Raw genomic sequence first — 21,329 nt, forward strand, 5'->3', positions numbered from 1 at the left:
TGAGTTTTTCAGCGACACTTTAATGTCGCATTCCTTTTCAACTATATAGTTAGACCATACGATTTATGACATTTATGTGAAAAACTTTTGGAGGAATAAAAAGGAGTAAATATTGATATAAATATATTTTTAATGATAGTAATTGAGTAAAAGAGGGGATGAAAAAAGGAATGCTCATCATGTATGAGTCATTCCTTTTTTCATAGATTAACTTGCCTGTTTTTTATTATTTTCTTTCAATTTCTCTGCTTGTAAAAAACGATTCGTTTCAGCAACAACAATACTACTTAATCCAATTAGACCAATCAAGTTTGGAATTGCCATAAGTCCATTTGCAATATCAGCAAATGTCCATACGATTCCTAGCTTTAAATTAGCACCAATTGCAATCATGACAATAAAGATTGCTTTATAATATTTAACTGCACTTTCTCCGAATAAATAAGCTACACATTTTTCTCCATAATACGACCAACCTAAAATAGTAGAGTAGGCAAATAAAATAATTGCGATACCGAGAATCATACTACCAGCAGTACCAAATACAGATTGGAATGCAAGTGTTGTAGCTTCAACGCCAGTTTTACCAGATTTCCAAGCGCCTGTAGTGATTAATACTAGTCCTGTAATTGTACATACAATAAACGTATCTAGAAAAGTACCAGTCATTGAAACTAAAGCTTGCTTTGCAGGCGAATCAGTTTTTGCAGCCGCAGCAGCAATTGGTGCACTCCCTAAACCAGCTTCGTTCGCAAATACACCACGCGCCATTCCGATTTGGATAGCTGATGCAACTGTTGCCCCGATAAAACCACCAGCAGCTGCTGTACCATTAAATGCACCAGAAAAAATAAGTGAAAATGCTTCTGGAATTTGGTCGTAGTGATAGAAAATAATGATAAGACCAGCAATTATATAAAAGAAAGCTTTAATAGGAACGACATATCCCGTCACTTTCCCGATTTTTTTTACACCGCCTAAAATAACAATTGCGATTAAAAATGACATTACTATACCAGTTAAAGCAGGAGGGAAAGAGAAATTAATTCGCATTGCCTCTGCAACTGAATTAGATTGCACCATATTACCAATACCGAAAGAAGCAGTTGTACCAAATATAGCGAATAATATAGCAAGCCATTTCTTACCTAAACCACGCTCTAAATAATACATTGGTCCACCTGAATATTCACCATTTTCATTACTAACACGGTATTTCACTGCAAGTATTGCCTCTGCATACTTTGTTGCCATACCGAATAAAGCGGTAATCCACATCCAAAATATTGCACCAGGACCACCAATTGTAACAGCTGTTGCAACACCGGCTATATTTCCCATACCAATCGTTGCGGCCATAGCTGTCATAAGTGCTTGGAAGTGACTAATATCTCCAGAAGAAGAGGCATCTTCTGATTTTTTAAATGCTAGTTTGTGAGCGTATAATAGTTTACTAAACTGTAAACCTTTTAAACGCACTGTGAGAATGATACCTGTTCCAACGAGTAGCAACAAAGTTGGTAATCCCCACACGTATTGATTTAGTTGTTCTAATACTTTACTTACTGTCTCCATCTTTATTCTCCTTTTTTAGAAAAAATAAAAACCACTTCAAGTAAATGAAATGGTCTCTGGAGAAACAAGGGATAGAAAAATAAACCGATACAATCGGCTTTTTCTTTCGCTTGTCTCTGTCCTTTTACCTGAGAGATTATCCGCTAAAGTAGCGGATTTGCTCCTTCGGTGCTCGTTTTCCTCCGCGCTCTATGAAAGCGAGAGGGAGTCTCTCCAGAGATTCGTCCCCATGCAGTTCTACTTGTAACCAAGACCTGAGAGTTTCAAAGTTGGTATAACAACTTTTTGCCCCGTCGGTAGATCAATAGACCTTCTCCTGAATGGTTCATCCGAATTATAAAATTTATAAACACATTGATTGTAAAGCAATAAAAACATTATAGACATACAAATTGTGAATTGCAATCATTTTTTATTTTAAAATAGTAAATAGTTTTATTTTTTTGTAAGTCCTAATTTATCTTCAACTTCATTTAAAGTAGATAAAGCGATGACAATATGTTGATCCGCAAGTCCTAAAGCTTGTTTTGTTTTTTCAATAGTTTCATTGGTTGGAGTAGAGTTATTTGCTCCGTCTATAATTAAATTTGCTGCATTTTTCATGAAATTTGATGCGGATTTAAACTGAGTTGTGAATTGAAGTAGTTGTTTTTGTATATCTATATCTGTTATGTTTTCTTCAATTTTAAGCGTGTCTATTTCGTTCATAATTGTTTCGTACTGTTTGGAAACAGCACTCATTGTAACTAATAGTTTATTTCGATCTACTGAATCTCCATTCGTGTTAATCTCTTCCCAGGCAGGTAACCAATCTTTTTCGATGATGTCATTATAATGAGTAGTCAATTCATTAATTTTAGGTTGTAATTTCGTTTTGAAAGTTTTTGTCTCCGCTGTTTCTACAGTTGCTTTTTCGCTGTTATTATTAACATTAGTAACGTAGAAAATTGTACCAAAAATGATGAAAATAGAAATAACAACTGTCCATTTAGTAAAAAGTAATTTCTGCAATATGTAACGCCTCCAAAATTTAAAAACTTATAATTATAATATATAACAATAATGTTGTTTAAAGTAGAGAAAATAGGTTAGAAATAATTTAAATTATGTCTTTTCTATACGTGAATAATTAAATTTAGTAAAATGACGAAAGTTATATGCGAGAAAAGAGGGTTTTTAGTGAAAATGAATAGAAGAAAACTGGTTTTAAGTATTTCAATGGCTATGTTATTAGTTGGTTTATTTGCACTCATATATGTAGACAAAGAATCTAAAATTAAAGATTTTCCAGTGCCAATGTCAGCAATCCATATTAACGATGATAATGAAGAGGACTATCAATATACAAGTGTAATGCCTATTACAAAGGCAAATGGATGGGAGAACTTAGGGGAAAACGGGCATACTGTTAGTTTTAAAAAAGAGGAGCGGAAGGTAACTGTATTACATTATCCAGGAGAAATTACGTATTATTTATTTGAAAAATAATTGATGATAAGAGAGATAGGGAGTAGATGATAATGTAGGATTGTTTACTTTCTATCTTTTTTGGATTTTAATTCTGAATTGTTTGAATTTAAAATAGTATGCGTATAGAATAAAATAGTATATTTTATTGAATGATATAAATAGTAATACATAATTATATTATGTAAACTATAACTGGGATAAGAAAACAAAGTAAGAGATTTTAATTTTTATATTTTAGATGTATTTTTACACGGTAAGTATTCTCGTAATCAACTTACAACATTTACGGAGGGCATCAAATTTTGATTAAGTAATGGAGTTGATAACAAAAAATTAATGTTTGTGTATATGGAAAAATAGAAAGTATGGCGAGTGGGAAATGGATTGGATCATAAGGGGGAATTAAAAATGCTACTAAAAACAATCTACTGTAAGGTGGAAGAAGAGAAAAAGGAATTGTTTTCAAATGCGCAAGGAAAATGGCGTGATATACGGCACCTAGATGGGTTTCATGGACAATTTGGTGGATGGTATGAAGATGAGGCATGTGTATTTACTTTATGGGAAGATAGAAGTACATATCAATCATTTATGAATGGTGCTCACGATACAATTTATTTAAATAGTAATCAAGAGGATACGTTTCTTTCATGTGAAATTGAATTATTTCAAACGTTGTATGATATAACTGATACGCATTTGAAAGACGTTGTTACAGAAGGATCATTCGTAAGAATTGCTATATGTGATGTAAAGGTGGAAAAGGAAAATCATTTTTTACAGAAGCAAGAAACAATTTGGAATAAAGGAATGGAAAAAGCAAAAGGAATGTTAGGTGGAGTAGTTGGGAAGTCTTTAAAAAATGAAAATCGTTACATAGTGTTAACGTATTGGAAAGATGAAAAGACGCATCAACATTATGTGGAAGAGATTTTCCCAGGTTTATATAAATTAGCTAATATTCATGAAGAGATAGAAGAGATAAAAGGAAAACAAGCTGTATGTAAGGAAGAATGGCTTGTATATTAAACGCTGAAAAAGTGCATAAATGAATGTATAATAAAGATATTTTCTTATAAACAAGTAATTAATAGAAGACGTTATATACCCTTTCATGTTAATATATTTAAGTTATAATAGGAGGCTTACCCTTTTGTATTGTACGGTAGAAGCAGTGTGAGCTTGAAATTTTTTTTAGAAAAGGATGTGCCTAATTTGCGTATCAATAAATTTATTAGTGAAGCTGGAAAAGCGTCTCGACGTGGAGCGGATAAACTAATTAATGAGAGAAGAGTAATTATTAACGGTAAGGTTGCAAAAATTGGTGACCAAGTGAACCCAGGTGATGATGTACGAGTAAATGGAGAGCAGCTTCGAATTGCTCGAGATCACGTATATATCGCTTTAAATAAACCAGTAGGTATTACATGTACGAGTGAAAAATCAGTAAAAGGTAATATTATCGATTTAGTGAACCATCCTTTACGAATTAGTCACATTGGACGTCTTGATAAAGACTCAGACGGTTTAATTTTGTTAACGAATGATGGTGATATTGTTAATGAAATTTTACGTGCTGAAAACAAACATGAGAAAGAATATATCGTTTCAGTAGATAAGCCAATTACACCTGATTTCTTAGAGAAAATGGCAGCGGGTGTTAAAATTTTAGGAACAAAAACGCTTCCTTGTGAGGTTACACAGTTATCAAAATATGAGTTCCAAATTATTTTAACACAAGGGCTAAATCGTCAAATTCGCCGTATGTGTGAAGCTTTAGGTTATCAAGTATACACGTTAAAACGTACGAGAATTATGAATATCGAATTGAATAATTTACCAGTTGGGCAGTGGAGAGATTTAACGAAGAAAGAGAAAAGACGTCTATTTGCAGACTTAAATTACGAACCACAAGATTGGTAAAATTGTGAAGTGAAACCAAAAAAAATTGGTTTCACTTTTTTAAATTAAATAAATAATTTTTTTAAACACTTGCAAAAATAAAATGAATAAGATATATTAAATAACAATAAATGGATGTTTTACAAAAAGCAAAGAAAAGGACACGAGTTATTTTCCCCGGTTATACAGAGAAGGAAGGAAAGCTGAGAACTTCCTAACGCAGAAAAATAACTTACCACCTTAGAGCTGCACTAGGGAAATGAAGTATCTAGTGCCGTGTATGCGACGTTATCGCAAAAGAAGCCATTATGTTTTTTGTGATGGGAATCTGGGTGGAACCACGGATATAAGCATATTCGTCCCTATATTTAGGGATGAATATGCTTTTTTGCATTCAATTTCATAATAAGCGAAGAAAAGGACACGAGTTATTTTCCCCGGTTATACAGAGAAGGAAGGAAAGCTGAGAACTTCCTAACGCAGAAAAATAACTTACCACCTTAGAGCTGCACTAGGGAAATGAAGTATCTAGTGCCGTGTAAACGACGTTACCGTAAACGAAGCCATTGTATATTTACAATGGGAATCTGGGTGGAACCACGGGTAAAAGCACGCTCGTCCCTATTTTAGGGATGAGTGTGCTTTTTATTATGAAATGGAGAGATGAAAAATGAAAGAACAAATGATTGAAATTAAATTTCCAGATGGTAGCGTTAAAGAATTTGTAAATGGAGTTACTTTAGAAGAAATTGCTGGATCCATTAGCAGTAGTTTGAAAAAGAAAGCAGTCGCGGGGAAAGTAAATGATGGATTATATGATTTACGCCGAAATATTGAAGAAAATGCGGAAGTGGAAATCATTACTATAGATTCAAATGAAGGGGTAGAAATTGCAAGACACTCCGCGGCACATATTTTAGCGCAAGCTGTAAAAAGATTGTATGGTGATATAAATCTTGGAGTAGGACCTGTTATTGAAAATGGATTTTATTATGATATGGATCTTCCAAGTAGTGTAAACATAGAAGATTTACGGAGAATCGAAAAAGAAATGAAAAAGATCATAAATGAAAATATAAAGATAGAACGAGTTGAGGTTTCTCGAGAAGAAGCAGCTAAACTGTTTCAAGAAATGAACGACCGCTTGAAATTAGAACTTTTAGAAGCAATTCCTAGTGGGGAAAGTGTAACACTATATAAACAAGGTGAATTTGTAGATTTATGTAGAGGACCACATTTACCATCTACAGGTTATTTGAAAGCATTTCAATTAACTCACGTTTCCGGTGCATATTGGCGAGGTGATAGTAATAACCAAGTGCTTCAGCGCATATATGGTGTTGCATTCTCTTCTCAAAAAGAATTAGAAGAGTATTTACATTTCGTTGAAGAAGCAGCAAAAAGAAATCATCGTAAGTTAGGCAGTGAGCTTGAGTTATTTATGTTTTCTGAAGAGGCTCCGGGAATGCCGTTTTATTTACCGAAAGGACAAATGATTCGTAACGAATTGGAAGCATTTTTAAGAGAAATTCAAAAAGAGTACAATTATCAAGAAGTACGCACTCCGTTCATGATGAACCAAGAAGTATGGGAGAGATCAGGGCACTGGGGACATTATAAAGATAATATGTATTTCTCTGAAGTAGATAATAAAAGTTTTGCATTAAAACCGATGAACTGTCCAGGACACATGCTTATGTTTAAAAATAAATTGCATTCTTATCGTGAATTACCGATTCGTATGTGTGAATTTGGTCAAGTACATCGTCATGAATTTAGTGGTGCGTTAAACGGATTATTAAGAGTACGTACTTTCTGCCAAGATGATGCACATTTATTTGTAACTCCAAAACAAATTGAAGATGAAATCAAATCCGTAATGGCGCAAATTGATTACGTATATAAAACTTTTGGATTCGAGTATGAAGTAGAGCTTTCTACTCGTCCAGAAGATTCAATGGGTGATGATAAATTATGGGAGCAAGCAGAAGCGGCATTAGAAAATGTATTACAATCACTAAATTATAAATATAGACTAAATGAAGGTGATGGCGCATTTTACGGGCCGAAAATTGATTTTCATATTAAAGATGCTTTAAATAGAAGTCACCAGTGCGGAACAATCCAGCTTGATTTCCAAATGCCAGAGAAATTTGATTTAAATTATATAGATGAAAATAATGAAAAGAAAAGACCAGTTGTTATTCACAGGGCAGTTTTAGGGTCATTAGATCGCTTCTTAGCAATATTAATTGAGCACTTTGGAGGTGCGTTCCCGGCATGGGTGGCACCAGTTCAAGTGAAAGTAATTCCAGTTTCAAATGCAGTACATGAACAATATGCCAATGAGATTGCACATAAATTAGCACAAGCTGGAGTTCGTGTTGAACAAGATGCACGAGATGAAAAATTAGGATATAAAATAAGAGAAGCACAAATGCAAAAAGTACCGTATGTTCTTGTTATTGGGGATAAGGAAATGGAAAACGGAGCTGTAAATGTACGTAAATATGGGGAAGAGAAGTCAGAAGTTATTGCGCTAGATGTATTTGTGGCAAGTATTGAAGAAGAAATAAAGAATAGAAAATATTGATTGTAAAGAAAACACACTATTAGAAATTAGTGTGTTTTCTTTTTTATCTTACAAAAATGTAAGGTAAATGTAAGCGAAATCGAGGGAACGAGTTGTAGAAAAATGAGAATATGAAGTAGGAAAAAGGTTCATGTTACAGGTGTAACTCTTCTTAAATGAATAATTAAAAAATTCTTAAGGATTCACATGACAAAATAATAAGAAATATGTGAGAAATTAATTTTATACAAAAGGGATGGAGTGAAAGAGATGTCAACAAATGTAGTTACTGTAGAAAGTGTAGAAAAAACGTATGGGAAAAGAAATGAGAATCAGTCAAAAGCATTAAGGGGTGTATCGTTAAGTATTAAAGAAGGAGAATTTGTCGGGATCATGGGACCTTCTGGGTCTGGAAAAACGACTTTACTTAATGTGATAAGTACACTTGACCAAGCGACAGGTGGTAGTGTGACGATAGCTGGTACAAATATTACTTCTATGAAGGGCAATGCGTTATCTGATTTTCGCTCTCAAAAATTAGGTTTCATTTTTCAAGATTTTAATCTTCTAGAAAACTTATCAATTTATGAAAATATAGCTTTACCACTTTCTTTGCAAGGCGTACCGTCAAGTGAGATTACTGGAAAGGTAAATGACGTTGCGAAGAAATTAGGCATCACCGAAATTTTAACAAAATATCCGACGGCTGTTTCTGGAGGACAAAAGCAAAGAACAGCGGCGGCCAGAGCTTTAGTACATAATCCAGCAATTGTATTAGCAGATGAACCGACAGGTGCGCTTGATAGTAAAAACGCAAAAAGTTTATTAGAAGCGATGCAAGATTTACATGAAAATCACAATGTAAGTATTTTGATGGTTACACACGATGCATTTAGTGCAAGTTATTGTGAGCGTATTTTATTTATTCAAGATGGTCTTCTTTATAAAGAATTAAATCGTCAAGGCACTAGAGAGAATTTCTATCAAGACATTTTAGGTGTGCTCGCTCATATGGGCTCAGCTGCTGAGTCTAAGTAGGGGGCGAAACTATGTTATTTAAATTATCACGTCATAGTATGAAAAAGATGTTAAAAGATTATATGGTTTTACTTATTGGTCTCGTTATTAGCATTAGTATTTTTTACATGTTCCAAACGATGGCGATGAATAGTGAATTTACGAAGGATAATAGTCTTATTAGTAGTATTAGACTCGTATTCTGGGTAGGTGCAATACTATTATCTTTCATTACTGTATTTTATATTATATATGCCAACTCTTTCTTACTCACATTAAGAAGAAAAGAACTCGGTATGTACATGATGCTTGGTGCAAAAAAGAAAAAAGTAGCACAGTTATTATTTATTGAAACATTCGGTATGGGGATTGTCAGTATTATTATCGGTATTTTAGTAGGGATGTTACTTGCAAGTGTAGCAGGAAACTTTTTAATGAATGGAATGGAAATTTCAGCAAAAGGTAGTTATGCATCTGTATACACACCAGCAATTTTAGTTACAGCTATTTTCTTCTTAATACTATTTTTCATTACTGGCTTAATGAACAGTGTCCGATTGTTACGTAAAACTGAACTAGAGTTAATTCGTGAAGATGAAACACTAGATGAAGTGAAGAAAAGTAAAACTCGCATTATTATAATGACAGTACTTGGTGTATTACTAGTAAGTATAGGGTACTATTTTATGATCAATGTAAAAATATATGCTGAATTAGGTTTTATTATAGCAACCATCGTTACAACACTTGGAACATATTTTATCTTTAGTTCATTACTCCCATTTTTTGTGATGAAAATTAAGGGGAATAAAAAACGAAATGAAACTGGTCTAAATAGTTTTACATATGCACAGCTACGCTTTCGAGTAAATAGTTTATCGAGAGTATTAGGTACTGTAGCGATGTTAATTGCATTAGGGGCAGGTGCGATGACGGCAGGTATGGCTTTCCAAAAAAATGTAGGTATTATGACAGACTTTTCTCGTGTATATGATGTTGTAATTCATGATCCGAATGATCAAGACAAAGCTGCCTTGAAAGAAATGGAAATTGTTGAAGAAAGCAAGTACAAATATAAAGTAGATGGAGAAGCGGTTTATTATTTACGTAACGACTTAACTGCGAAACCACCACTTGTTTCAGACCATTTTGATACAAAAACGTTAAAAGAACCTGTTCGTAAACGTGTGACTGAACCTTTAACAGAACCTATATATTCAGCTTTAGAGGCTCCTGAATTAGTAAAATTCCCTCGTATGCCAAAGGATTGGGAAGACGCAGTTGTAAGAGAGATACAAATTACGCATAATCAATTTAACGGAAAACCAGTAAGAATTGCAGACGAAGAGCATTATAAAGGAATTCAAGGAACAGAACACACTGTAACATTAGCAAAAGTAGATGATATGAAAAAATATAAACTGTTATTGATCGAAATAGACAAGAGACAAAAAGCACAAATTGAAAAAGTAACAGGTGAAAAGGTAGACTTATTTACGAAAATGACAATTTATCAGTTTATGAACAGCTTCATGAGCGGAACAATGTTTATGGGATTTTTCCTCGGAATTGCCTTTTTAGCAATGATGGCGAGTTCCCTTATGTTCAAAATATTAACAGGTGCTTCTCGTGATGTACGCCGTTATGAAATGTTACGAAAAATCGGTGTAAGACGTAGCATGTTAACGAAAAGTATATATAAAGAAATTTCATATTTATTTATCTTCCCAGCGATCATTGGCATTTCTCACGTTTTAGTAGGGCTTAACTTATTCAGCTTTATATTAGTTGACCCGTTTGTAAAAGTGTGGGTGCCAATAGGAATTTTCTTAGTCATTTATTTCATTTATTACTGGATAACTGTTCAACTTTATAAAGGTATGGTAATGCCGAAAGAAGAGGTAGCTAAATAGTTTATGAAAAGAGTCCTTGTGTTGAGAATAAGGGCTCTTTTTTTTTGTTTTTTATTAAGAAGGAAAAGATTGGATAATGGTCGAAAAATATAATGTAACTTCCAATAAATGACTAAAACAATACTATTTTGTCGAGAGAAAGGATACGAAGTATGAAAGAAATGCTACAGTTATTTCGCAACAAAGTGTATGCACGTTTTTTTCTAGCAAATATTTTAGAGCGACTCGGTTCTATGATTGCTGGAATTTCTTTAATGTTTTATTTGCTAGATCAATACGGAAAACAACCAGTTTACGCAACGATGACACAAATTATGATTGCATTACCTGCATTAATCTTTTTTCTATTAGTAGGGACAGTAGTGAATCGTTTTGATAGACAACGTATATGTACAGTAAGTAACATATGTTGTTCGCTCTGTAATATTGGAATCCTAATTTCGCTTTATTACGGGATGATTATACTTGTCTTTATATTTTTATTTTTGGAAAATGCATGTATACAATTTTTCTCTCCATCAGAACAATCGATGATACAGGGAGTAGTTGAATCAGACCAATACGGTGCAGCAGCGGGTATTAATCAAATGGTAAATAGTTTGTATGCTTTGTTTGGTGTAGGAATTGCAACGATGGTGTACTGGACTTTTGGAATTTATGGGAGCATTTTAGTAAATACACTTACTTTTATTACGAGTGGTATTTTGATTCAAACGATCTCCATTCCAGAAAAAGTTCGTTTACCAAATGGTAGAACAAAATGGAAAGAAGTTAATTTGAAGATGTTAATAACAGAGTTTAAAGAAGGGATTAGGTATATATACCAAAATGAAACTTTAAAAAAATTACTTTTGGGATTTATCGTGTTTGGTTGATTATTTTTTGTTACGTGTTTATTCCAAGCTATTTTACTAAGTGGGAAAAAGCGAATTCAAGGTATGGTTGAAGATGTTTGTTTTTTCTGAATATTCTTTTTTGAAGGGGTAATAGTTATGTTGATGCGAACTGCTAAGTGGTGTGGGATTACTTGTTTACAATTATTCGCTGCAATTCTATGTATAATCTGTTTAGGTGCGCTCCCTCGATTATTTAAGGGATTACAAATTGATTTAATTGGTTTTTGGAACACGATTGTGTTTATTGGAGGAAAGTTACTCCAACCTTGGGAAATTACATATGGATTTCGAGATTCGAGGAAATTATTTCCGCAAATATGGATTCATTATTTAGAGACAATGTTTGTATTTATTTCGGCATTTTTACTGTCATTACTTATTGCGTATGTTCTCGTTGTGTGGGTATTACAACGGTCTCAATCAAAGCAACGAATGTGGAATGGGATTTTTGTTGTACTTGAAAGCATCCCAGATATTTTAATAATTTTATTATCGCAACTTCTAGTCGTAATAATCTTTCAAAAGACAGGCTTTATGCCAGTAAAACTAGCGGGGATTGGGGAGGAAAGGGCTCGCCTATTGCCAATAATATGTCTAACTTTGCCTACAACACTATTATTTATTAAGCTACTACTATTACGTTTCAGAGAAGAATTAGAGAAAGATTATAGTATATTTGCTAAAAGTAAAGGGCTTAGTTTACGACATATTTTAACAAATCATATTTCAAGAAATGTTTTGTTAACAACAATCTATTATGCAAAAACAAATATTTTATTTATGTTATCAAATTTATATATTATTGAATGGATATTTAATACGTACGGTATGTTTGTTTTTGTAAAAGAAAATTCGAAATTAGAAATATTTACAGTAAGTTTAATTATATTATACGTACCGCTTTTTATACTATTTCGTTTATTACATACGTTTTTACAAAATGTAATAAAGGAGCGTGTTTAGCATGTGGCAAGTTGTAAAAAGAGATGTGAGATTTTGGTTTGGTGTTACTTTTTTAAGCGTACTTATGATTGTTAGTATTGGAAATACTTTATTTTTCGATGGGAATATCCGTGAACTTACGATGATGTATAACGAAAAAGGAGAACTAGAGGCTGCTCCATTTTCACCGTCGAATAAATTTTGGTTCGGTAGTGATGAGAAAGGACGCGATCTTTTCCAGCTAATAATAGAAGGAGCGAAATGGACAGTTGGTGCGAGCGTAATTATAGCGATTCTACGAGTTATAGTTGGAGGAGGTATTGGTTTGCTTCTTGGTATGTATAGCAAACGTTCTTTTCCAGTTATAGCATCTTTTTTTGATCCGTTCAGCATTGTACCTATGGTTATGATTTCTTTTTTTGTGTTAAAGGAAGTTTTAGTGTTTGAAAATGGGACAGTACCAGAGCCGTTTCATTTAAGGGTAATATTTCAAATGGTTATCCTTACGTGTTTAGCGGTACCAACAATTATGTTATATACAGCGCAGGAAGTCCGTCGGATAAAAAGAGAAGAATTTATGATGGCAGCAACTGTGCTTGGGGGCAGTAAATGGCATAGAGTGAAAAATCACGTATGGCCACACGTATTACCATCATTTTTTTTACTTGTTGCTCAACAATTTGTGAGTACTTTATTACTTCTCTTGCATCTTGGCTTGTTAGAGTTATTTTTTGGTGGAACAATTATCTTTGGTACAGAGGCAGATAGTGTAACAAAAGAATGGACCGGCCTAATTGGTCAAAACTTCCGTCATTTAACTACTCATACATGGATTGTACTTATACCGATTGCTTTTTATAGTATGACAATTTTAGCTGGAAATCTAATTAGTAATAGCATGCAAGATGCGATTAAGTTAGGAAATGTGAGAAAGCTAGAGAGGGAAAGTAAAGAATTACAAGTAGAGAAACAAGTACAACCAACTATGAATGACTTTTCTTTTTATAGAGAGATACAAAAATAAAAAAGATAGCTGAAGACAAATTGTTTTCAGCTATCTTTTTTCGTTTAAAGTGGAGGTAAATCAATCTTACCTTCTTCAAATAATTCTTTTATCATATGCTTCGTATAACCAGCGGCTTGACCAAATGTGATTTTTGCTGGCATTGGTGCTTCGTTAGCATCTACAACTACATCAATAATACACGGTTTATTTTGTTTTACTGCATTTTCGAAAGCGGGAAGGAGTTCATCTAAATTCTCAACACGGTATCCAATACCTCCACACGCCTCTGCATATTTTGCAAAATCAGGGTTCGTTAAATCTGTTTCGAATTCGATATTACCCATAACTTCTTGCTCGAATTTAATCATCGCAATTTTATTATTGTTTAATACGACGACAACGATTGGCAATTTATATTTTACAGCTGTTACGAAGTCATTCATCGTCATTCCAAATCCGCCATCACCACAAACTGCAAATACTTGTTTATCCGGGAATGCAATTTTTCCAGCAAGAGCACCAGGTAAACCGCAACCAAGTGTTGCGAGCCAGCTAGAAATGACAAATTGCTGGTTTGTCATACGGAAGTGTCTTGCGGTCCATACTGTTACATTTCCGACATCGACTGATAGAATTGCGTCATCCTGTGCTACTTGCTGCAGAGCATGCATAACGCGTTGTGGTTTAATTGGAATGGAAGAGTCTTCTTCTTGATCGTGTAATTTTTCTTCCCACTTTTTCATCATTTCTTGGTGATGTTCTAAGAAGGAATGGTCTGTGTGTTCTTCAACATTTTCAATTAACCATCGTAATGTTTTATCAGCATCACCAGCTAAACCAATATCTGTCGCATAACGTTTCCCGATTTGGGCAGGATCTGTATCGATATGAATTGTTTTTGCTTTTTCAGGTAAGAAGCCGGTGAACGGATAAGAAGTACCGACCATAATTAAAGTATCTGCATGCTTCATTGCTTCATAAGAAGGTTTCGTTCCAATTAATCCTAATCCACCAATACAAAGAGGGTGTTCATCAGGAATAATTCCTTTAGCTGGTAATGTAAGTACGATTGGAGCACCAATATGTTCTGCCAATGCAAGTAAAGATTCTCTCGCATGTTTTGTTCCTTTTCCAGCTAAAATCACAGGCCTTTTCGCTTCATTTATTGCGAGTTTCGCTGCATCTAAATCGTTTTTTTGTGGAAACAACTCAGGCAAAGTAAAAGAAGTATTTGTAACACGGGCACCATTTTTTACTTCGAATTTAGGGACATCATCTGGAATTGTAAGAACGGATACACCTTTTTTCGTATAAGCCATTCGAATTGCTTGATTCACTACGGCAGGTAGTTGCTCTGCTGACATAATACGCTGGTTATAAACCGCAACATCATCAAACATTCTTTCTAAATTTACTTCTTGGAAAAAGTCCGTTCCAAGTAAATCGGTTTCTACTTGACCTGAAATTGCTAGAACAGGGGCTTTATCGAGTTTCGCATCATATAAACCATTTAATAAATGAATAGCACCAGGTCCTGCAATTGCCATACAAACGCCAAGTTTTCCTGTTAATTTCGCATAGGCAGCCGCTGCTAATGCACCAGCTTCTTCATGGCGAACTTGAATGAATTTAATTTTATCTTGTTTTTTTCTTAAAGCTTCAATGATAGAATTAATGGAATCTCCAGGCATGCCGTATATGTGTTCTACTCCCCAGTCAATTAATAAATCAACTAATGCTTCACCGGCTGTTTTCCCAAACATAATTGTTCCTCCTTATAATAGGTAGATAACATTATGTTTTGGAAAAATAGGAAAAATATACAAATAAGAAAATTTATCTGGTTATTTGTAATCCAAGAATCAGTGTGGGAGGAACAAAAGTTTCACTTTAGCAACTTTAATGATGACCAGCGAATAAAGTGAACACTGTTATTAGTAAAAAACCACTAGTTGCCCACATTAGAAATGTAAGGAAAGAGAGCTGTTTCTTAGCTTTCCAAAGCATTTCATGAATTGTGACATATCCAAGTGAACCAATAGCACTTCCCATAATGAGGCCTTGCAGGTGAAGAGCTTTTCCTTCCATCAAAATGCCAAAAACTGTGCCAGTACCGAGAATAAGAGAAAGTAATAAAGTTGTTAATAAAAAGGAAATATATTTATGTTTTGTAAAAAGAAATGGAATAATTAAAGCTAATCCTTCTGGAATATGGTGAACGACGATTGCTATTAAAAAGGGAATGGCAGAGTCATTATGATTTATAAAAGCTGTACCTAACGCAAATCCACTCGGTATATTATGAATAAATATAGCGAAAGAGAGAAAAAGAAAGGTTTGCCATGCTTGTTGATCTTTTTTATGTATCATTGGATGGTGACAATAGTTATCTAATAAGCCCATAACTAAAATACCGATAGCTATACCAAGTATAGGTCCAATCATTTCATAGCTTGAAAATGTTTCAGGAATAATTTCAAGTGACAATAACCCAAACAAAATACCGCCACATAATGCGTATAAACGATGCATCTTTTCTTCAATGAGTTGGCGTGTTGCTACTCCAACAGCACCGCCTAATAGCAATCCACCGAACGAAAAAAATGTTACAATCATTGGGATCCATAAACGTTCCATAGTATCACACTCCGATTCTATTCCCTTATTTTTAGCTTACGAAAAGAAAAGTTAGATTAGTCCAAGTAATTGTGTTTGAGTATAGAGAAAAAAGTAGTGATTCGTTATAATCTATATATTAAACTTAAGTGAGGAAATGAAAAGGGGAATTGGTTATGCAACAAATTAAAAAAATAGGAAACTCATTTTGGTATATGACACCTGTTTCTGAAACAGATAGACCTATATTAGGAATGGTTGTTGGAAAAGAAAAAACGTTAATGATCGATGCAGGGAATTCAGAAGAACATGCGCAATTATTTTTAGAAATGTTAAAAGAACAAAATGTATCAAATCCTGATTTTGTAGCACTAACGCATTGGCATTGGGATCATATTTTTGGATTATCTGTATTACGGAATGCATTAACTATTTCGCACGCTGAAACGAAAAAAGAAATGCAGACAATAGTATCTTATGAATGGACAGATGAAGCGTTGGATGCACGCGTAAGAGAGGGTACTGAAATTGAATTTTGTGCGGATTGCATCAAGAAAGAGTTTGAAAAAAAAGCGAGAAATATTAACATTATTCCTCCGGCCTTAACGTTCCAGGATCAAATGGAATTAGATCTTGGTGAGGTGACATGCGTGTTAAAACATGTGGGCGGAGATCATGCATATGATTCAGTTGTTATGTACATAAAAGAAGAAAAGATATTGTTTTTAGGGGACTGTATATATGCAGATATTTTTTCCTCGAAGTGGAACTATACGACGAAAAGAACGTTTGCATTAATAGATGAATTAGAAAAATTTGATGCTGAGACATATATTCTTTCTCATGGGGAAGCGATAAATCGAGAGGAGTTTTTACAAGAGATTCGCATGTTAAAAGCAGTAGGAACTTATACAGAAGCTCATAAGGGCGATGAAGAGAAGATAAAGGCAGCGTACAAACAAGAACTAGATAGAGAATTAAATGAAGATGAGTTAGAAACAATAACGTATTTTGTCAATGGTTATGAAATGAATAATCTGTAAGACACTACATTAATCAAATATAATTAAATTGCACAAAAAGAGTATTGAAATTTAATTCAATACTCTTTTAAATATTAAGTCCCAAGCAATTTCTAAATTTTTTGGCTGGCTCATCATCTGGATTTATACCACTTTCAAAACTGGTAGTGAAAGGTAACCACTGCCAATCTTCGCATCCTACAAAAGCTACTCTTGACCAATTCTCAATGAATTCAATGAAATTATTCGCAATCTTATACCCATGTCCTTCTCCATCGTCGTGGCTTAGGTAAATTATTGGAGCATCTATATCATCTTTCATATCAAATGCTAAATAATCTCCATTTCCCACTTCACAAAATGCTAATTTGTTGTGCCAAACTACATCATATTCATCATCTAAATTTGAAAAAAACTCGTCAACCAAGTCTTTACGTTCTTTTTCGAATTTAGAAAGACTTTCTAAACTCCAGTGGGGTGTTCCGCAAAAAATATCAGTAAATTCATTTGGTAGCTCTACATCGTCAGGTAAAAACCAGCGTAAGCTAAAATTTCCTGAGAACTCTAAAAGTACTTTTTTGAAGCTATTTGGTAGTTTAATATCCAGTTTTTCTTCTACTTGGATTATTTGTTCAAGGGAAGATGGTTCATCTATACAAACTTCTTGAACTTCACCACCTATGTATTTAATTCTAGAAGTTATAATTTCTATTCGTTCTTTTAGTAACTCATAATCCATCTTATCACCTCATGTTATATTAATTAAAGTATATCATTCTTAATAAATTTTTTTCGTGTTATTGAGGTTTCAAGTAGTAGCTTTTTTAGCTAATTTAGTAATATATTCAAAGAAAACATCGTGTTTTACATCGTAAACGACATTTACAGGTCGTCCATTAGTAGTTTCCTCTGTACGTCCTTGGCTTGGTCCGTATGTATGAACGATACTATTAATCGTTTCAGTTTTTGCAAGGTTAGTGTTTCCGACAAGCGCGGTAGTTAGTACATCCCATAAATAGTAGGTAGAGTTCGTTGAGAAGTGAACGAGAGGGGGAACCATTGCATAGCATTGACCAAGGAAATCCATACCAATATACTTTCGTTCTTTTGCCCACTGTTCACGTATGTTTATAGTTAACGGAACTTGGTTTGTACTTTCTAGTGTCACTAAGTCGATTTTAATTTGTGCATCCCATACACGAGCCACTGCTTCAGGGTCCCAAAACGAATTCCACTCAGCTGTTCCATCATGCTCTGGTTCATGTACATTGCCTGCTGTAAGAAATGTACCACCCATCCAAACGAGACGTTCAATTTTATCTTCGATGATGGGAGTTTCATATAATGCACGAGCAAGGTCAGTTAGGGGCCCGGTAAATAATAAAGTTGTTTTTCCTTCCGTTTGTAGGAGTGTTTCTATTAAATGGTGATGTGCAGGCTTTGCCACCACGGGTGTTACAACTTTTCCAGACTCATTTAAAATTGGTAAAGCATCTACATAAAATGCATGCATCCGCCAGTCTTTCGGAAACGGGTTTTGCCCGCGAGAGTTTGAAGCGGCTACGGCAATATTACCTTTGCCGAAACGATCGATAATTTTACGACTGGCAGACATTGCGGGTTCTAAATAGCAGTCTGCTGGGATAACAGATACACCGGTAAGTTCAACGTTTTCCATTTGAAGTAATAAAAATAATGAAATTAAATCATCTACGCCGCCATCATGATTGAAGTACACTTTTTTCTTCATTGTAATCTCCATCCTATATGATTTAGTTAGAAATTAAATATGAATTGAGGAGAAGTCATCAATAATTTCCACAACTTCAATTTCGCCATTAATCAGTAGCTCAGGAAGCTCATTTCTAATATTTCCTTTCCAATACTCTCTAGCTTGTTCGATTTTTTGAGAAAAAGGAATGCCATCTTCTTTCGGTAAAAGATTACCGTCACCTTCAAAAGAACTTCCGATTACTCGTAGTTTAACAATCTGTAAAACTTCTCGATTGTAAGAATCAAATAGCGCTCTCCATTTCAAAGCATCCTCATAGCTTTTAGCAGCGTATAAACAAGATAACCTGGAAGGGTATTCAGGGAATTCTTGTAGTCTAACCATTTCTACTATTGTTTCTCTAACTGCTCTAATTGTTTGATCCATATAACTCATAACTACTTTAGCATTTTCATTATTTATATGTAATTCGTCATTTTTATAGTGATTATTTAAAATTTGTATGCCATCTTCACCATTAGCATTTAATTGTTCTCTTTCAAAAAAGAAGTGATATAGAGTATTGTGTTGATTTTTGTTAAAAGGAATCATTTGTCCGATATGCATTTTTTTCCTTGTTACGATGTGATATGCGTAAAATTCTGCTTCATTCATGGTTATCCTCCTAGTAATAATGTAATGCAATGTTAAATTTAGTAATTCAACATTGAAATATATAAAACCTTTATAAGTAAAAGTGAGAATTTGAGTTGAAAGTAAAGAAAATACATGAAAACGTTTTAAATTTGTTCACAAAATGTTCACTTACGAAGGGGGTTCCAATGTCGATATAATGACAAAGACTCAAAGAGAGAGGATGATGAAATTTGCCAACAACAAGAAAGGAAAACCTCCAATTTGGCATGATGATGTGCCTTGGAATGGTTATCGTAATGACGTTTTACAATTTAGTAATGAATGAAACAGGAGGATCAATTTATATTAAAGAGATTGCATTAGAACTATTAATTGGCTTTATTATTGCGCTATTAATTGAAATGTGTATAGTTGGACCTTGTGCGAAAAAAATTGTATTCATGTTGCCATTTGATAAATCTAAGAAAATAAATATTATCGTTGCAATGGCGACAACTATGGTAATTGGAATGGTGTTCTTTATGTCATTTTTTGGTATGGCTATGATGCATTTACATGGTGGACTACAAGGAGATTCATTTGTTTCAATTTATTTTTCGATTTTTATTAAAAATTTCATAATGGCATATCCATTACAATTAATTATTATGGGACCGCTTGTACGTTTCTTATTTGCAAAGTTTGTTATGAAAAAGAAATCTTTTAATGTAGCGTAATTTTTATTCGAAAAACATTATATATAAATAATCAAAAACACATCTCGCATTTTTGAGGTGTGTTTTTTTTCATTCCAAGTTATTTTCATAGTGATGTGACATTTGTCCTTTTGCCATTATAGGATTATAGCTTTTAATTAAGTCAGAAATAAAAGATGAGGAGATGATTTTTTGAAAGGTATTATATTTGCTGTTTTTGCGGGGATATTTATAACATTTCAAGGAACCTTTAATGCGAAACTTAGTTCACATATCGGTATATGGTCGACGAGTATTATAACCCATTTAATTGGATTCATTATTGCAACAACTGTATTTTTGTTAAAGAAAGAAGAGAAAGTAACAGATTTAAAGAGTGTGAAAAAAGTATATTTAGCAGCGGGTGCATTTGGCGGATTCATTATTTGTGCAGAAACGATGGCGATATATTCACTAGGAGTTACATTGACAGCTGGCACACTAATGGTTGCTCAATTGTTAACGGCAACAGTTATTGAAATGAAAGGACTGTTTCATATAAAAAAGATACAGATGGAGAGATATCATATTGTGGGAACAATAGTAATGATTATAGGTATTGTTGTATTTAATATGTAAATGAAAGGAGAAATGAATATGGAGGATAAATCAGCTTTAATTACGCATTATTTGAGAACCAATAAAACGCTCGAGATTTTTTCAGAAATAGATACAGCTTATTTTCAATTAAATCACTTTGAAAAAGGCGAGCTTATTTGCAATATAGATGACGAAATGGATCGTTTATATTTTGTTGTTAAAGGTAAAGTAAAAGTTTACACGATTACACCTGAAGGGAAGAAACTAATCCTTCGCTTTATCAATCCATTTGCCATTGTTGGTGATATTGAATTAATTCAAAATAGCAAAGCACATAATGTCGTTGAGGCTTGTTCAGATGTTGTAGCAATCTCTATTTCTAATACGGTTATTAGAAACAAGTTATTACATGATCCTATATTTATGAAGTTCTTGCTTGAAAACATTGCCAACACGTTAAAAATATCGACTCGTTTTACTGCTCTTAATTTACTTTATCCTGTAGAAGTACGTGTAGCTAGTTATTTGCTTTCAATTTCAACAGATAGTAACGGGAATATGTATAAAGGGGATTTGGATGCAACTTCAGTAACGAGTATTGCAGATTTTATAGGGGTAAGTTATAGGCACGTAATTCGGGTATTACAAAGATTTTATAATGAAAAACTAATTGAAAAGAGTAATGGAGTTATTGTAATTAAAGATTTTTCTAGAATGAAGGAAGTTGCTAAAGATAATATATATGAGTAATGAAAG

The 21,329-nt window shown here is 33.6% G+C and carries 19 protein-coding genes, 1 pseudogene, 1 riboswitch and 2 other annotated features; of the genes and pseudogenes, 13 read left to right on the plus strand and 7 right to left on the minus strand.

Annotated features, from left to right (window positions below):
- Window positions 1-207: 207 nt before the first annotated feature.
- Window positions 208-1,575 (minus strand): alanine/glycine:cation symporter family protein, encoded by a 1,368-nt coding sequence (locus DN399_RS11200; protein WP_000451035.1) that lies wholly within the window; start codon window positions 1,573-1,575, stop codon window positions 208-210.
- A gap of 106 nt (window positions 1,576-1,681) precedes the next feature.
- Window positions 1,682-1,802, minus strand: a riboswitch (glycine riboswitch).
- Between the two features lie 208 nt (window positions 1,803-2,010).
- Window positions 2,011-2,586: a hypothetical protein gene (locus tag DN399_RS11205; RefSeq protein ID WP_001170892.1), complete on the minus strand. Its 576-nt coding sequence runs from the start codon at window positions 2,584-2,586 to the stop codon at window positions 2,011-2,013.
- A 132-nt stretch (window positions 2,587-2,718) separates the two neighbouring features.
- Here DN399_RS11205 and DN399_RS11210 point away from each other — a divergent pair, with 132 nt between their 5' ends.
- From DN399_RS11210 to DN399_RS11250, 9 genes and pseudogenes are all read left to right on the plus strand, one after another.
- A complete protein-coding gene (locus tag DN399_RS11210) occupies window positions 2,719-3,063 on the plus strand; it encodes a hypothetical protein (protein WP_050566488.1) in 345 nt (114 codons plus the stop codon).
- Between the two features lie 390 nt (window positions 3,064-3,453).
- Window positions 3,454-4,074: a DUF4937 domain-containing protein gene (locus DN399_RS11215; protein WP_000925169.1), complete on the plus strand. Its 621-nt coding sequence runs from the start codon at window positions 3,454-3,456 to the stop codon at window positions 4,072-4,074.
- Window positions 4,075-4,260: 186 nt separating this feature from the next.
- Window positions 4,261-4,968, plus strand: a complete 708-nt coding sequence (gene rluF, locus DN399_RS11220) for a 23S rRNA pseudouridine(2604) synthase RluF (protein ID WP_001222171.1) — start codon at window positions 4,261-4,263, stop codon at window positions 4,966-4,968.
- A gap of 122 nt (window positions 4,969-5,090) precedes the next feature.
- Window positions 5,091-5,314, plus strand: a binding site (T-box leader).
- Between the two features lie 36 nt (window positions 5,315-5,350).
- Window positions 5,351-5,573: a binding site (T-box leader), on the plus strand.
- 44 nt (window positions 5,574-5,617) lie between these two features.
- Window positions 5,618-7,540 carry a threonine--tRNA ligase gene (gene thrS / locus DN399_RS11225; protein WP_000663097.1) on the plus strand — a complete coding sequence of 641 codons (1,923 nt, stop codon included), beginning with the start codon at window positions 5,618-5,620 and terminating at the stop codon, window positions 7,538-7,540.
- 249 nt (window positions 7,541-7,789) lie between these two features.
- Window positions 7,790-8,557, plus strand: coding sequence for an ABC transporter ATP-binding protein (locus DN399_RS11230; protein WP_000106426.1), 768 nt, complete (start codon window positions 7,790-7,792; stop codon window positions 8,555-8,557).
- A gap of 11 nt (window positions 8,558-8,568) precedes the next feature.
- Window positions 8,569-10,449, plus strand: coding sequence for an FtsX-like permease family protein (locus DN399_RS11235; protein WP_006918597.1), 1,881 nt, complete (start codon window positions 8,569-8,571; stop codon window positions 10,447-10,449).
- Between the two features lie 143 nt (window positions 10,450-10,592).
- A pseudogene (locus tag DN399_RS11240) lies at window positions 10,593-11,321 on the plus strand (MFS transporter); the annotation flags it as partial.
- Between the two features lie 120 nt (window positions 11,322-11,441).
- Window positions 11,442-12,308 (plus strand): ABC transporter permease subunit, encoded by an 867-nt coding sequence (locus DN399_RS11245; protein ID WP_000929104.1) that lies wholly within the window; start codon window positions 11,442-11,444, stop codon window positions 12,306-12,308.
- Between the two features lies 1 nt (window position 12,309).
- The gene (locus tag DN399_RS11250; RefSeq protein ID WP_000267878.1) at window positions 12,310-13,311 is read left to right on the plus strand and encodes an ABC transporter permease subunit; all 1,002 of its coding nucleotides are present in this window, start codon (window positions 12,310-12,312) and stop codon (window positions 13,309-13,311) included.
- A gap of 44 nt (window positions 13,312-13,355) precedes the next feature.
- On the opposite strand, the gene DN399_RS11255 is transcribed toward DN399_RS11250, so the two are convergent.
- A complete protein-coding gene (locus DN399_RS11255) occupies window positions 13,356-15,056 on the minus strand; it encodes a pyruvate oxidase (protein WP_016122466.1) in 1,701 nt (566 codons plus the stop codon).
- Between the two features lie 136 nt (window positions 15,057-15,192).
- Entirely contained in the window at window positions 15,193-15,930 is a 738-nt protein-coding gene (locus DN399_RS11260; protein WP_000440615.1) for a ZIP family metal transporter, read from the minus strand.
- A gap of 155 nt (window positions 15,931-16,085) precedes the next feature.
- Here DN399_RS11260 and DN399_RS11265 point away from each other — a divergent pair, with 155 nt between their 5' ends.
- Complete coding sequence (locus DN399_RS11265; protein ID WP_149149555.1) at window positions 16,086-16,952, plus strand: MBL fold metallo-hydrolase; 867 nt, start codon at window positions 16,086-16,088, stop codon at window positions 16,950-16,952.
- 67 nt (window positions 16,953-17,019) lie between these two features.
- On the opposite strand, the gene DN399_RS11270 is transcribed toward DN399_RS11265, so the two are convergent.
- From DN399_RS11270 to DN399_RS11280, 3 genes are all read right to left on the minus strand, one after another.
- Entirely contained in the window at window positions 17,020-17,670 is a 651-nt protein-coding gene (locus tag DN399_RS11270; RefSeq protein ID WP_006918611.1) for an SMI1/KNR4 family protein, read from the minus strand.
- A 69-nt stretch (window positions 17,671-17,739) separates the two neighbouring features.
- The gene (locus DN399_RS11275) at window positions 17,740-18,693 is read right to left on the minus strand and encodes a nucleoside hydrolase (RefSeq protein ID WP_140159254.1); all 954 of its coding nucleotides are present in this window, start codon (window positions 18,691-18,693) and stop codon (window positions 17,740-17,742) included.
- A gap of 21 nt (window positions 18,694-18,714) precedes the next feature.
- Window positions 18,715-19,317, minus strand: coding sequence for a DUF2441 domain-containing protein (locus tag DN399_RS11280; protein WP_006918613.1), 603 nt, complete (start codon window positions 19,315-19,317; stop codon window positions 18,715-18,717).
- A gap of 212 nt (window positions 19,318-19,529) precedes the next feature.
- Here DN399_RS11280 and DN399_RS11285 point away from each other — a divergent pair, with 212 nt between their 5' ends.
- From DN399_RS11285 to DN399_RS11295, 3 genes are all read left to right on the plus strand, one after another.
- Window positions 19,530-20,015: a DUF2798 domain-containing protein gene (locus DN399_RS11285; RefSeq protein WP_149149556.1), complete on the plus strand. Its 486-nt coding sequence runs from the start codon at window positions 19,530-19,532 to the stop codon at window positions 20,013-20,015.
- 171 nt (window positions 20,016-20,186) lie between these two features.
- The gene (locus DN399_RS11290) at window positions 20,187-20,612 is read left to right on the plus strand and encodes a DMT family transporter (protein WP_149149557.1); all 426 of its coding nucleotides are present in this window, start codon (window positions 20,187-20,189) and stop codon (window positions 20,610-20,612) included.
- A gap of 18 nt (window positions 20,613-20,630) precedes the next feature.
- A complete protein-coding gene (locus DN399_RS11295; protein ID WP_149149558.1) occupies window positions 20,631-21,323 on the plus strand; it encodes a Crp/Fnr family transcriptional regulator in 693 nt (230 codons plus the stop codon).
- Window positions 21,324-21,329: the final 6 nt, after the last annotated feature.

The organism is Bacillus sp. AR4-2 (assembly GCF_008274865.1).
GTDB lineage: Bacteria > Bacillota > Bacilli > Bacillales > Bacillaceae_G > Bacillus_A > Bacillus_A cereus.

Bases quoted from the DNA above. Each gene is read 5' to 3' on its own strand.
- DN399_RS11235 (WP_006918597.1), top strand. From the start codon at position 8,569: ATGTTATTTAAATTATCACGTCATAGTATGAAAAAGATGTTAAAAGAT.
- DN399_RS11230 (WP_000106426.1), top strand. From the start codon at position 7,790: ATGTCAACAAATGTAGTTACTGTAGAAAGTGTAGAAAAAACGTATGGG.
- DN399_RS11275 (WP_140159254.1), bottom strand. From the start codon at position 18,693: ATGGAGATTACAATGAAGAAAAAAGTGTACTTCAATCATGATGGCGGC.
- DN399_RS11245 (WP_000929104.1), top strand. From the start codon at position 11,442: ATGTTGATGCGAACTGCTAAGTGGTGTGGGATTACTTGTTTACAATTA.
- DN399_RS11250 (WP_000267878.1), top strand. From the start codon at position 12,310: ATGTGGCAAGTTGTAAAAAGAGATGTGAGATTTTGGTTTGGTGTTACT.
- thrS (WP_000663097.1), top strand. From the start codon at position 5,618: ATGAAAGAACAAATGATTGAAATTAAATTTCCAGATGGTAGCGTTAAA.
- DN399_RS11260 (WP_000440615.1), bottom strand. From the start codon at position 15,930: ATGGAACGTTTATGGATCCCAATGATTGTAACATTTTTTTCGTTCGGT.
- DN399_RS11295 (WP_149149558.1), top strand. From the start codon at position 20,631: ATGGAGGATAAATCAGCTTTAATTACGCATTATTTGAGAACCAATAAA.
- DN399_RS11280 (WP_006918613.1), bottom strand. From the start codon at position 19,317: ATGAATGAAGCAGAATTTTACGCATATCACATCGTAACAAGGAAAAAA.
- DN399_RS11215 (WP_000925169.1), top strand. From the start codon at position 3,454: ATGCTACTAAAAACAATCTACTGTAAGGTGGAAGAAGAGAAAAAGGAA.
- DN399_RS11270 (WP_006918611.1), bottom strand. From the start codon at position 17,670: ATGGATTATGAGTTACTAAAAGAACGAATAGAAATTATAACTTCTAGA.
- DN399_RS11255 (WP_016122466.1), bottom strand. From the start codon at position 15,056: ATGTTTGGGAAAACAGCCGGTGAAGCATTAGTTGATTTATTAATTGAC.
- DN399_RS11200 (WP_000451035.1), bottom strand. From the start codon at position 1,575: ATGGAGACAGTAAGTAAAGTATTAGAACAACTAAATCAATACGTGTGG.
- DN399_RS11210 (WP_050566488.1), top strand. From the start codon at position 2,719: ATGACGAAAGTTATATGCGAGAAAAGAGGGTTTTTAGTGAAAATGAAT.
- DN399_RS11265 (WP_149149555.1), top strand. From the start codon at position 16,086: ATGCAACAAATTAAAAAAATAGGAAACTCATTTTGGTATATGACACCT.